We start from the raw sequence: 12,532 nt of genomic DNA on the forward strand, positions 1-12,532 counted from the left end.
AAAGGGCTTTAATTAAAGCCCTTTTTTGGTTTTAAAAGTTCTAATAGTTTTATAAAAGGTCTGTAAATAAAGAAGGAAATTAAACCAATTAAACGTTCAAATAGCTGTAACTGCAAAACCATACAAGTCAGGATAGCCAAAACAAGACTAATGAAAATATTGATCTCGACCGAATATTTAAAACTTAACTGATGAGTCAAAACAATAATTATAAAACCATGCAATATATAAACTGGCAGCGTTTTTTGGCCTAAACCAATCCAAGGTCGTTTAAAATTTTGAGTGAGTACAAATAAACTCAAAACACCCATAGTCGATAGCAACATAATTACACTGCGAATCAGCATTCCCTGCCATAGATCTACATGTAGTTGAAAATATGACAAACTACCAAATAACCAGTAATAACTATAATGACTTATATCGGCTACAGCAGTAATGATTAATAATGTGATAACAGCAAATAACTTTGCATAAGGCAACTGCGATATATACTGAAAAATGGTTTTACCATAAATCGACCCAGCTATAAAAAAAGGTAGAAATACGAAAATTCGACCCATCGAATAGCTGTAATTATTGATGGGTGAGCATCCAACCAGTAAAGCTAAAACTATTGAAAACAGAACTGGATATGCCGTCTTTTTTAAGAAAAAAGCGAGAACCGTCCAAGCCCCCATGCCAAATAAATACCATAACACCCAATAAGGTTTAGCAAACCATACCAAATGAAATGTACCAGTCCAAAGACTTCCATTATAAAAGGCATCAAGCAATTGAAATAAAATTTGAAATGGCAAATATAAAGATAGAAAGTAAATTAATTTTTCTAGTATTTTCTCTTCTTTAAAAAACATGCCCGATATAAAAATAAAAGCTGGCATATGAACAAAGTAAATACTCCCTAAAATCGCTTGATTTAAAGGCTCGTTCCAGCCAATTAACCTCTCAAGGTAATGACCTAATACAACCAGAAAAATTAAGATGCCTTTTGTGGCATCGATATGGAGATTTCTCATAAATTTCTATGAAATCAGGATATTCATATCATACTGAATTATTCTTATTTTTTAATTTAAAAAGACAATGAATAAAGTTTCGCTGTATATAAAATAATTATGATATACCTATCAGTATAATATTTAAGGATAATTCCGTGCTAGATCTCTCTCAAATTTTGGCATTCGGACTCATTTGCTTGGCGATGGTACTCACCCCGGGTCCGAACATGATTTATCTTATCTCTCGCTCCATTAGTCAAGGCAAAATAGCAGGTTTTATTTCCCTCGGTGGGGTTGCTGTTGGTTTTGTATTTTATATGCTCTGCGCTTCTTTCGGGATCACAGCGCTTGTTGTGGCAGTTCCATATGCTTATGACACAATTCGTATTGTCGGTGCCATATATTTACTCTGGCTTGCATGGAAAGCATTACGTCCAAATGCAGCGCCTATTTTCAGTGTAAAAGACTTATCTATTGACTCACCATTAAAATTATTTTTAATGGGCTTTTTGACAAATTTACTTAATCCTAAAATTGCAATTATGTATTTGTCTTTATTGCCACAGTTTATACATCCACAACAAGGCAGTATTTTAGCGCAGTCCATTCAACTCGGGACCATACAAATTTTTGTCAGTGTTTCAGTCAATGCACTGATTGTATTTTCTGCAGGTAGTATTGCGCTCTTTCTACAGCAAAAACCGCTTTGGGCAAGCATTCAACGCTGGATTATGGGGACTGTATTAGCCGGACTCGCTGTTCGTATTCTTTTAGAACACCGCCGATAACGCACTTTGTTTTCTTTCCCCTGCTCTAAAACTTCAATTTACTCCTGTGTATTACGACGATAAATTCAGTTCGTGATACACTTTTGCCAGTTTTAACTTTTTAAATTTTTTATATCGTTATGAGCCAAAAGCAGCCTTATACGCCCGGTGAGTTTCAATGGTCCTTTTTATTACCTAAATATTGGGGTGTATGGATTGCGATTACTTTCCTCATGCTTTTGGCTATTTTACCATGGGCGATCCAATGGCGTTTAGCTCACGGGTTAGCAAATCTTGCTTGGAAATATTTAAAATCTCGTCGCAAAACTACTATTCGTAATTTAGAAGTTTGCTTCCCTGAATGGTCACCTGAAAAAGTACAGCAACAAGCAAAACAAGTTTTTGTAGATATGATGCTTGGTATTTTTGAGACCTTAAACGCATGGTATAAGCCTTACTGGTTTAAAAACCGCGTCACAATTGAAGGTTTAGAACACATTACTGATGCTCAAGCTCAGGGCAAAGGTGTTTTATTACTGGGAACTCATAGTACTTTGCTTGATGCCGGTGGTTATGTATGCGCTCAATATTTTGAACCTGATGTTGTTTATCGTCCTCAAAATAATCCACTACTCGATATGCTGATTTATCGCTGCCGCGGCACAATCTACAAAGCACAAATTGATCATGATGATATGCGCGGCTTAATTCGTCACCTTAAAGATGGTGATGCCATTTGGTATAGTCCCGATCAAGACTTCGGGCTTAAACAAGGCGTTATGGCACCATTTTTTGGAGTGCCAGCTGCGACAGTAACGGCTCACCGTCGTTTATTAAAAATTTCCAAAGCGGTTGCTGTTCCTTTATATTTTTATCGTCATGGCGATGTACATGACCCTAAATATCATATCTTGATTGAACCTGCAGTCGACAATATGCCAAGCGAAGATGAAGTCGATGATGCAACCCGCGTGAATAAGATTATTGAGAACCAGCTTCGTATCGCACCAACTCAATATATGTGGTTTCACCGTCGTTTTAAGACACGTCCTGAGGGATATGAAGAGATCTATTAAATAATCTTCAGTAACGGCCGCACTGTAGTAATAAACATCTAAATAAACACCAGCATGTACTATCGTGCGAAGGCGACAAGGACGTCGCCCGTTGGATTACGACATCATGGATGTGTCGTTAGTCCAACAAATGGTTTTGTTACTTTTGCCAAAACAAAAGTAAGGAGTAAACTCCACCTATTAAATGAATAACCGGTAAAACACCGCTTTGCTACAACCTAAAGGCAAAATCAATGAAAGTGATGCAACTTCTCCCAGAACTCAATAGCGGTGGCGTAGAACGCGGCACACTGGAAATTGCACGTGCACTGGTTGCACAAGGCCACCAATCTTTGGTTATATCAAATGGCGGACGATTAGTGTCTCAACTTGAAGCCGAGGGCTCTAAACACTTAACACTACCGATTCATAAAAAATCTTTATCGAGCTTATGGCAAATCCGCCCTTTACGTCGACTTATTGAAGAGCATCAGCCCGATATTGTTCATGTACGCTCACGTGTTCCTGCATGGCTTACCCATTTTGCTTTAAAAGGAATACTAGCCCATAAGCGCCCTCACCTCATCAGTACAGTACATGGTTTCTACTCAGTCAATCGCTATAGTGCGATCATGACTCAGGCAGAAAAAGTAATTGCCGTTTCTGACAGCGTGGTTAAATACATCACTGACCATTATAAAAACTGTCCACCACAAGATATTGTACGGATTTATCGAGGGATTGATCCAGCTGCTTTCCCGCATAACTACCAACCCTCAGCACAGTGGTTTAATCAAGTTTTTAATGACTTTCCTGAACTCGAAAATAAATTTTTACTTTGTCTGCCTGGCCGTATTACGCGTTTAAAAGGACATGAAAGCTTAATTGAATTGATGCAACAACTTCAGTCGCAATATCCTCAACTTCATGCTGTTGTTGTGGGGGGTGCCGATGCTAAAAAACAGGCCTATTTAAGTGAGTTGCAAAGCACCATTCAAAACAAAGGACTTGCAGATAAGATCACCTTTGTAGGACATCGCTCAGATATACGTGAATGGCTCGCTTTTAGCGACATTGTGCTCACTCTATCCAATCAAGCAGAAACATTCGGTAGAACAGCATTAGAAGCACTGTCAGTCGGTACGCCAGTAATTGGCTGGAACCGTGGAGGTGTTGCAGAGATTTTATCTCATGTATATCCACAAGGTCTTGTTGAAGCCGAAAATGAAAAAGCTTTATTAGAAACAGTAAAGCATCATATTGAACAACCGCAAACAGTCGCTCCTGTGACAATGTTCAGTTTAAAAGATATGTGTGACCAAACCCTTGAGCTCTATCAAAGTGTATTGAAATAACATAATAAAAAACCCGCGATCATCGCGGGTTTTTTATTAACTAAAAGAAAGCAGTCTTATTTAAATGTTGCTTCATAAGCAGCAGCTTTTTCATAGTCATATTGTTTTTCCCATTTACTGATTACAAGTACCGCAAGCGCGTTACCTACAACGTTCAACGCAGTACGTGCCATATCCATAATACGGTCAACACCAGCAATAAACGCTAAGCCTTCCACAGGAATACCAACACTACCTAATGTCGCTAATAACACCACAAACGATACGCCAGGAACACCCGCAATACCTTTCGAAGTAATCATTAATGTTACAACCAAAATAACTTGTTGGCTGATCGACATTTCAATACCGTAAAGCTGTGCAATAAAGATTGCTGCGATACTTTGATAAAGCGTAGAACCGTCAAGGTTAAAAGAATAACCAGTTGGGATTACAAAACTAGAAATCGCTTTTGGCGCACCATAAGCTTCCATTTTTTGCATAATACGCGGTAAAACTGTTTCAGAACTAGCAGTTGAATATGCCAAGATTAATTCATCTTTCAAAATCTTAAACAAAGTAAAGATATTGATGCTGAACATTTTTGCAGTTAAACCAAGTACCACTAAAGCAAAGAACAAGATTGCACCGTAAACCAATACAACCAATTTACCTAATGGAATAAGTGAAGCAAAACCAAAGTTTGCAACAGTAACAGCGATTAAACCAAATACACCCACTGGTGCATATTTCATGATGATGTGTGTCACACGGAACATTGTTTCCGATACAGCATGAAATACATTTAATAATGGGTCTTTTGTTGTAGCTGGCAATGAAGATAAGCCAATACCAAAAAGCACAGCAAAGAAAATCACTGGTAACATTTCGCCATGTGCCATTGAACTAATAATGTTCGTTGGGATAAGCGATAATATCGTCTGGATAATACCATGAGACTGTGACTGTACTTCTTCAGTTGTATGCTTATATTGAGAAATATCAGTTTGAACCAGTTGAGACATATCAATGCCTGAACCTGGATGGAAGATATTTGCTGCAACCAAGCCGACCAAAATAGCAATAGTAGTAATAATTTCGAAATAGAGAATGGTTTTAAAACCAAGACGCCCAAGACTTTTTGTACTGCCAACACCCGCAATACCTAAAATCAATGTAGAGAAAACGATTGGGATGACAATCATTTTAATCAGGCTAATAAAGATCTTACCTAATGGAGTAAGAACGTTATTTACAATACTATCTTTGATTTCAGGCTGGTTATGTAAAACAGCCCCAACAACTATCCCTAGGATTAAAGCAATTAAAATTTGCCATGCAAGGCTAAATTTAAAATTCTTCATAAGACAATCCTTATGCACCGCAAAGTATCAAATATGAGAGGGAGAAGACCACTACTTTAGAGTGAAACCTCAATATGTACACGAATTTCCAAACAGAAATTTAAATGCACAAGCAAATCACAACCCGCCGATCCGGCGAAGTAAACAACAATGCCTGTTGACGATCCAACATGTCAACGATCGGCACATTCTATTGAGATTTGCCAATTAAACAAGTCCAATTTATGTCTAAATAGACCAAAGCCTATATTTATTCTTCAATAATCTATAAAAACAAAAACTTATCAAAAAAAATTTTTGTATCTATTTTCATCGAAAAAGGCTCGGATATATAAAAAAACTTATGGACAACTACCTATAATTAAATAGATTTTAAAATTAAGATAACCTTAAAAATATTTCTTTAATTTACAAATAATTAAATGGCATTTATATAAAATATCAACCCGAGTTCTGCGTCCTGCAAAACTCGGGTAAATGAGGTTGTGCTTTCAGGGTATATAATTCTTTTTATTGCTTCCGTTCTAACATCTTATCCGTGATGTCGTTCCATATCAGCTTAGTGCATCCTTACTTGGGATTATCCATTCCCGCTTCCGTGTGCCGATGAATGTAGAATACGGGTTTTAGTTCCCCCTGCCTATTGGACCTAGACTCAAATCTTTGTACGATATTGCTTACAACCTGCTTTTATATACTTTTCTCTTTATAAGGCTCTGCAATTTCATCAGTCACTATTTTTTCTTCTTTTTCAGCTTTAGCAATACCTTCTTGTATAGCAGCTTGAGCTTCTTCTTCATCATCTTGAGTTTCTTCAACTTCTTCTTGAATCTCTTCAAATATTCGACCTGTTTGTAAAACGACGTAGACAGGAAAATGATCTGAGCCAATATGAGATAAACGCTGCATTTTTACTAAACCAAAGTCTGTACTATGAAAGATATGATCAAGTGACCAACGCAATAAAGAGTAATCTGCGTGAAAAGTATTAATAAAGTGTCGGCCAACTCGCGGGTCGAGTAATCCACTAATACGCTGAAATAAACGTGTTGTGCGTGACCATGCGACATCATTTAGATCTCCCATCACGATACAACTCTCATCCAGATCTTTAATTTGATCTCCAACAATTAAAAGCTCTGCATCTCGTAGTGTTGAATCTTTTGCTTCAGTTGGACTAGGCGGCTTAGGATGTAAACAGTAGAGCTGAACAGGCATCCCAGAACGTAAGATTACAGTGGTATGAATAGAAGGAATTTCATTACTTAAAATGAACTTGACCTCAGTATTTCTAAGCGGTAATCGACTATATAAATGCATGCCATATAAATTATCTAATGGTACAGGCACACGGTAAGGGTACTCCTCTTCAATTTCTTTTAGAGCATTTTCCCATGTCTTGTCACTTTCTAACGTCAACAATAAATCAGGTTTTAATGTCCGTACATGCTCAAGTAATAAATGATATTTATCATTGGGTGTAAGCACATTAGAAACAATTAGTGAAATCTGTTTTTTAGGATCTACTTGATGTTGCTTTACCTTTTTAACCTGTTTTTTCCAAAACAAGGTATAAGGCAAAACCATTTTAAGTTGATAAGCAATTGCTGCAATGAGTACTGCAAGTAAAAGCTCACGCCATATGTTCCATTCAGACGGCCAAAACAACATGCCAATTAAAGCAATAAAGCCCACAAACAGAATTTGTAAACGTGGAAAATCAGCCCCTCTAAACCACCACTCATCACGAGGGATAAGTGACCAGAAAGTCAACCAAATCACCACCACAGACACAACTTCGATATAAATCATTGAAATTACTCTTTTAAGATGATTTGTTTTTTAATGTTTTTGTCATCTTTATCAATTTTGTATGTAACATAAACAAGATATTCTACTCAATAAAATTGCTGTTTTGATTCTGTAACGCTTGCAGTTGTGAGCACTTTTGATACACTCAACTCCCCCTAACAATTTTAACGCACCGAGGCAAAATGACATGAAAGTAGGTCTGGTCGGTTGGCGCGGGATGGTCGGTTCCGTCCTTATGCAACGTATGGTTGAAGAGAATGATTTTGCTCATATTGAGCCATTCTACTTCTCTACCAGTAATGCAGGTGGTGAAGCTCCTTCATTTGGTGGTAAGACTGCCCCAGCACTTATGGAAGCTACAGACATTACCAGTCTGAAGCAAATGGATGTCATTATTACCTGCCAAGGTGGTGACTACACGTCTGAAGTTTTCCCACAGTTAAAAGCAACTGGTTGGGATGGCTACTGGATTGATGCTGCATCTACTTTACGTATGTCTGATGATGCAATCATCGTTCTTGATCCAGTTAACCTTAACGTAATTAAAGACGGTTTAGCGAAAGGTACTAAAACTTTCGTTGGTGGTAACTGTACAGTATCACTTATGTTGATGGGCGTAGGCGCACTTTTCCAAAATAATTTGGTTGAGTGGATGACTGCTATGACTTATCAAGCAGCATCAGGTGCTGGCGCACAAAACATGCGTGAGTTGTTAACAGGTATGGGTTATTTGTACAACAATACCAAGGCTTTGTTAGATGATCCTAAATCTGCAATTCTTGATATTGACCGTCAAGTTGCTGAGTTACAACGTGGTGAAGGCTTCCCTTCTGCTAACTTTGGTGTGCCACTTGCTGGTTCATTGATTCCTTACATTGATAAACAGCTTGAAAGCGGTCAATCTAAAGAAGAGTGGAAAGGTCAAGTTGAAACCAACAAGATTTTAGGTAACTCTCAAATTGTTCCTATTGATGGTCACTGTGTGCGTATCGGTGCAATGCGTTGCCACTCTCAAGCATTAACCATCAAACTGAAAAAAGATGTTCCGCTTGATGAGATCGAAGATATGATTCGTAACTCAAACCAGTGGGCTAAAGTTGTACCAAATACACGTGAAGCATCGATGACTGATCTTACACCTGTAGCTGTGACTGGTACCTTAACTGTACCTGTAGGCCGTTTACGCAAACTCAATATGGGTAAAGAGTATCTCGGTGCATTCACAGTAGGCGATCAGCTACTTTGGGGTGCTGCTGAACCTTTACGTCGTATGTTACGTATTTTAGTAGAATACAAAAGCTCATAATTTGACCTGAATTATTCAGTCAAAATAAAAAGCCGATCACATTTGATCGGCTTTTTCGTAACTGGTTTGTGAAAAATTAACAATTTATTTACATTTCATTATTGTATAATTTTGAACGACTTTACGACTGATCAGGTCATGGATTGAGATGACTGCATATAACAAATTAAAAATTGCCATTTTCACCATTATGTCTTCGCCTTGTGTTTATGCGATTACATTAGATCCTATTCAAATTCAATCTGCGCCTGGGGAATTACTTTATGCAGAAATGAATTTTCAGCAAGCGGATCCAAATACCCCATTACAAGTCAGTTTAGCCACTCAAGAAGATCTTAATAGTTTGGGAGTAACTCACCAACCTCCTGGTAATCTGAATTTTTATACACGCCAAAATGGCCAAGGTTCTGGCGTTATTGTGATTACCTCATCTCGTCCTATTATTGATCCTGAATTGAATATTGTCGTAAAAGTCAGTGAAGGTAATGCAACTCGTCTTCAACATATTAAAACCGTTTTAAAGCCATCGCCTATAAAAAAGGTCGCTGCTAATGAAACTCCACTTTCACCGCAATTTATCGTAAATGAAAAAGACATCGCGTTAAACTTACCGGAAAGTACTCGATACACACCTGCTGAGACAGCAACAACCGTAGCAGAAACTCCAGCTAATGAACGTAATCTAAATATTAGTACTGGAACTGCTCCAGCTTTGAATAGCTCTGCTCCTGCGACGCCTTTTACCGAAAAACCTTCGACTCAAGCGCCACAGCAAACTATAGCAGCAATGAGTACTGAGCCATCTGCTATAGAAAAACAGCCATCTACGCCTCTTAAACCAAGCAATGACAATCAAACAACTACAGTCAAAAAAGCAGCCCAACCTAAGCCTGCTCAACACAAAAATGTATTAAGTAAAAATACACCGAAAAAGCAAAAAATCAGCACTTATAAAGGCCCTGCACCTACCGGTAAATATGTTGTACAACGTAATGAGTCTTTATGGAGTATTGCCAATCGTATCGCAGCACAAACTAAACAACCTGTAGCTAAAGTCATGCGAGATATCCAAGCTCAAAATCGACATGCTTTTATCCAAGGCGATGTAAACCGTTTACGTCAGGGAATTTCACTAAATTTAACAGCAGCAAATACAGCTAAAACTTCACATCCAAAACCTAAATCAACCGAAGCTAACTTAGCAAAACCTACTTCTGGCCGAGCTAAATATCGTTTGCAACAAGCTGAAATGAGCATTGTGGCAGAGAACAGCCCAAATTCTAATCATGGAAGTGCAAAAAAGAGCACACAACAAGGTCAAAACAATACTGAGTTAGCAGTAAAAGTTATGACAACTCGAGAAAAAACCGTTACATTACAAAGGAATGTAACCAAACTAAATCAAACTTTAAGTTTAAAAGACCAACGTATTCAACTTCTGAATGCGCGTTTGGCAGAGTTACAGCAGCAATTAAAAGCACAGCAACAAACTCACAAGCAAAAACACTAAGTTAAAACCAGAGTTAGCTCGCTTTATATTGCAAAATTTTATTTTTTAAGGGGAAAGTAATGTTATATGTGATTCCGTTTATCATATTACTCGTGGTCGCCGTTGTTTTAAAAAAACGCGAGAATGGCCAAAAACAAGAGACCACCTCCCCAAAAAGTATAAGTAAAAAATCGGGCAAAAAAGCAGGTGCCAAATCGAGTAAAAGCTCGCGTGAAAAAAGTAAAACCAATGTAGTTGAAGAAATCACTCCTGCTCTTCCACAAAGTAGTCCTGTTCCTGAGGCTGTTCGTCAAAATATTCAACAGCTCATTCAAGAAAAACAGTTTTCAGCGGCTGAAGCTCAAGTCAATCAGGCACTAAAAAAAGACAATACCCAGCATGAATTGTATTTATTACTTCTTGAAGTTCATATTGCTCAAAAAGATGAATTCGCGATTCAACAACTAATTAGCCACATTCGCAGTTTGGCATTAAATGAAATCGCGATTAAAGCAGAAGCAAGACAAAAAGAATATGAGTCTGCAAGACAACCTGATGCTATTGATTTTCCTCAAGCTCAATCATATGAAGAACCGAAAAACACACCTGACACAACTGCTCAGTTTGACCAGTTAACAACAAGTTCTTCTGAAACTTCTTTTGATGACTTGCAGAAAGACTATACACCTGTAAAACAAGAACCAGCAGTTGAAGTTGAACCGTTAGAATTTAACTTTTCATTTGAAAAAACTGCAGCTACCGAAAATATCAGTCAACCCATACAGGAACCAGAACAATCAACATCTCAGCAAATACCAGAAGTTTCGTCATCTCAAGAAACAAATGAACTAGCTGATTTAGAGTTTTCTTTTGACTTGGCACCTCTGCATGAAAATGAAGAAAAAACTCAAGCAGTAGAAGTAAAAGCAAATCAAGAAAATAGCGTCAATGCATTAGATTTTAACCTTGACTTAAATCCTTCAATTTCAGAAAAGAAATCTGATGAACAAGTTTCATCATTAGATGAACTTACACTCGTAGAACAAGCACCATTAGAAGCGACTTCTATCGCACCTCTTGAGTTTTCGCTAGATGAACCTGCACTAGTTACAGCACCAGAAATTGAAACTCAAAACCATCTAGATGTAGTAACTAAAGAGGCTACTCAAACTCAAATAGAGGATCCACTACTAGACGCATTTCCAGAATTAAAACAAGTAAATGAAAGTGAGCTCGACTTAAAACTGGCTGAGCAATATATCAAGTTTGGTGAGAACCAAGCAGCGCGCAATTTACTACAGGCTAATGAGCAAAAATTCAACACAGAACAACAACAACATGCGAAAAACCTACTTAATCGCATAGCTTCTTAGAACTGTTCGATTTACCATAAGCAGTCAGAGATGACTGCTTTTTTATGCCTGCAAAAATATGAAAAAAATAGCCTTATTTTACATGGGTGGTACTTTTGGCTGCGTCGGTGAGCCGTTAGCACCTATGCCTTATGACCAATTCTTACCTCAACTTGAGAAAGTGATACCTCCACACTTAACAGTTGACTGCTTTGCGGCACCCAATATTGTCGATAGCAGTGCATGTACGGCACCTGATTGGTTACGTCTAATTCAACGCATACAACAACTACAACTTAAAGGCTATCAGCATTTCGTTGTTATTCACGGTACAGACACGCTCAGTTATGCGGCTGCGACCCTAGCTCGCTTTTTAGGCCAAAGCTGTCATATTGTGATTACTGGTAGCCAATACCCGTTACTCAATGTTCAAGGTGATAATACTCGTGAATTCACTGATGCAATCGAGAACTTATATCTTGCATTAGAACAAGTGATTAGCTTACCTGTAGGTGCTTATCTTGCATTCCATCATCAAGTATTCCATGCACAAACTGCATTAAAAACTCATACAACTGAACTCGATGCATTTTCAGGTTTAAGTAGTGAAGTTGAATTTACGCCTCAACAAAATGAATTGATCGTACAAGATGCTCAAATTGAACGAGCTGCTTCATTTCAGATTTTAAACTGGATGATGCAACCGATTTCAACACAGCACTTGGTACAACAGTTACGTCACTTACTTCCTGCTCCACCGCACTTTTTAGTGTTACAAGGCTTTGGTACAGGCAATATCGCAGTTAACCCTGAACTATTGGCAACATTAGATGAACTCTATGCTCATGGTTGTGTTCCAATCTTGGCAACACAAGTGACATTTGGCGGCATTGACCAACGTTATGCAATTAGTGCATGGACCAAAACTGCAAAAATTGTCATTAATGATGCACATAGTCATGCAGATCTTTATGCAAAAGCACTTCAAATCTATTTAAAATACCCAACCCCAGAACAATGGCTCAGCCATTGGAATGAAAATTTGCATTAAA

The 12,532-nt window shown here is 37.9% G+C and carries 10 protein-coding genes; 7 read left to right on the forward strand and 3 right to left on the reverse strand.

Features of this window, described 5'->3' with window-relative positions:
• Positions 1-8: 8 nt before the first annotated feature.
• Entirely contained in the window at positions 9-1,019 is a 1,011-nt protein-coding gene (locus HMPREF0014_RS23085) for an acyltransferase family protein (protein WP_006580464.1), read from the reverse strand.
• A gap of 137 nt (positions 1,020-1,156) precedes the next feature.
• On the opposite strand from HMPREF0014_RS23085, the gene HMPREF0014_RS23090 reads away from it, so the two are divergent.
• The 3 genes from HMPREF0014_RS23090 to HMPREF0014_RS23100 all read left to right on the forward strand — a co-directional run bounded on the left by HMPREF0014_RS23090 (position 1,157) and on the right by HMPREF0014_RS23100 (position 4,178).
• On the forward strand, positions 1,157-1,789 hold the full coding sequence (locus HMPREF0014_RS23090; protein WP_004883388.1) for a LysE family translocator: 633 nt from the start codon (positions 1,157-1,159) through the stop codon (positions 1,787-1,789).
• A gap of 119 nt (positions 1,790-1,908) precedes the next feature.
• A complete protein-coding gene (lpxL, locus tag HMPREF0014_RS23095) occupies positions 1,909-2,844 on the forward strand; it encodes an LpxL/LpxP family Kdo(2)-lipid IV(A) lauroyl/palmitoleoyl acyltransferase (RefSeq protein WP_006580465.1) in 936 nt (311 codons plus the stop codon).
• Between the two features lie 233 nt (positions 2,845-3,077).
• Positions 3,078-4,178: a glycosyltransferase family 4 protein gene (locus tag HMPREF0014_RS23100; protein WP_006580466.1), complete on the forward strand. Its 1,101-nt coding sequence runs from the start codon at positions 3,078-3,080 to the stop codon at positions 4,176-4,178.
• Between the two features lie 56 nt (positions 4,179-4,234).
• Here HMPREF0014_RS23100 and gltP read toward each other — a convergent pair whose 3' ends face one another.
• Positions 4,235-5,521, reverse strand: a complete 1,287-nt coding sequence (gltP, locus tag HMPREF0014_RS23105; protein ID WP_002053256.1) for a glutamate/aspartate:proton symporter GltP — start codon at positions 5,519-5,521, stop codon at positions 4,235-4,237.
• A 690-nt stretch (positions 5,522-6,211) separates the two neighbouring features.
• Complete coding sequence (locus tag HMPREF0014_RS23110) at positions 6,212-7,333, reverse strand: endonuclease/exonuclease/phosphatase family protein (protein ID WP_002053517.1); 1,122 nt, start codon at positions 7,331-7,333, stop codon at positions 6,212-6,214.
• 187 nt (positions 7,334-7,520) lie between these two features.
• On the opposite strand from HMPREF0014_RS23110, the gene asd reads away from it, so the two are divergent.
• From asd to HMPREF0014_RS23130, 4 genes are all read left to right on the forward strand, one after another.
• Positions 7,521-8,639, forward strand: a complete 1,119-nt coding sequence (gene asd / locus HMPREF0014_RS23115) for an aspartate-semialdehyde dehydrogenase (protein ID WP_006580467.1) — start codon at positions 7,521-7,523, stop codon at positions 8,637-8,639.
• A 148-nt stretch (positions 8,640-8,787) separates the two neighbouring features.
• Entirely contained in the window at positions 8,788-10,149 is a 1,362-nt protein-coding gene (locus HMPREF0014_RS23120; protein WP_006580468.1) for a hypothetical protein, read from the forward strand.
• A gap of 59 nt (positions 10,150-10,208) precedes the next feature.
• Positions 10,209-11,501, forward strand: coding sequence for a hypothetical protein (locus tag HMPREF0014_RS23125; RefSeq protein ID WP_006580469.1), 1,293 nt, complete (start codon positions 10,209-10,211; stop codon positions 11,499-11,501).
• 58 nt (positions 11,502-11,559) lie between these two features.
• Positions 11,560-12,531, forward strand: coding sequence for an asparaginase (locus HMPREF0014_RS23130; RefSeq protein ID WP_006580470.1), 972 nt, complete (start codon positions 11,560-11,562; stop codon positions 12,529-12,531).
• The last annotated feature ends 1 nt before the right edge of the window (position 12,532 follow it).

Source organism: Acinetobacter sp. RUH 2624 (assembly GCF_000162375.2).
GTDB lineage: Bacteria > Pseudomonadota > Gammaproteobacteria > Pseudomonadales > Moraxellaceae > Acinetobacter > Acinetobacter nosocomialis.

Excerpts from the sequence above, each read along its gene's own strand:
- gltP (WP_002053256.1), bottom strand. The coding sequence starts at position 5,521 with ATGAAGAATTTTAAATTTAGCCTTGCATGGCAAATTTTAATTGCTTTA.
- asd (WP_006580467.1), top strand. The coding sequence starts at position 7,521 with ATGAAAGTAGGTCTGGTCGGTTGGCGCGGGATGGTCGGTTCCGTCCTT.
- HMPREF0014_RS23110 (WP_002053517.1), bottom strand. The coding sequence starts at position 7,333 with ATGATTTATATCGAAGTTGTGTCTGTGGTGGTGATTTGGTTGACTTTC.
- HMPREF0014_RS23125 (WP_006580469.1), top strand. The coding sequence starts at position 10,209 with ATGTTATATGTGATTCCGTTTATCATATTACTCGTGGTCGCCGTTGTT.
- HMPREF0014_RS23100 (WP_006580466.1), top strand. The coding sequence starts at position 3,078 with ATGAAAGTGATGCAACTTCTCCCAGAACTCAATAGCGGTGGCGTAGAA.
- HMPREF0014_RS23130 (WP_006580470.1), top strand. The coding sequence starts at position 11,560 with ATGAAAAAAATAGCCTTATTTTACATGGGTGGTACTTTTGGCTGCGTC.
- HMPREF0014_RS23120 (WP_006580468.1), top strand. The coding sequence starts at position 8,788 with ATGACTGCATATAACAAATTAAAAATTGCCATTTTCACCATTATGTCT.
- lpxL (WP_006580465.1), top strand. The coding sequence starts at position 1,909 with ATGAGCCAAAAGCAGCCTTATACGCCCGGTGAGTTTCAATGGTCCTTT.
- HMPREF0014_RS23085 (WP_006580464.1), bottom strand. The coding sequence starts at position 1,019 with ATGAGAAATCTCCATATCGATGCCACAAAAGGCATCTTAATTTTTCTG.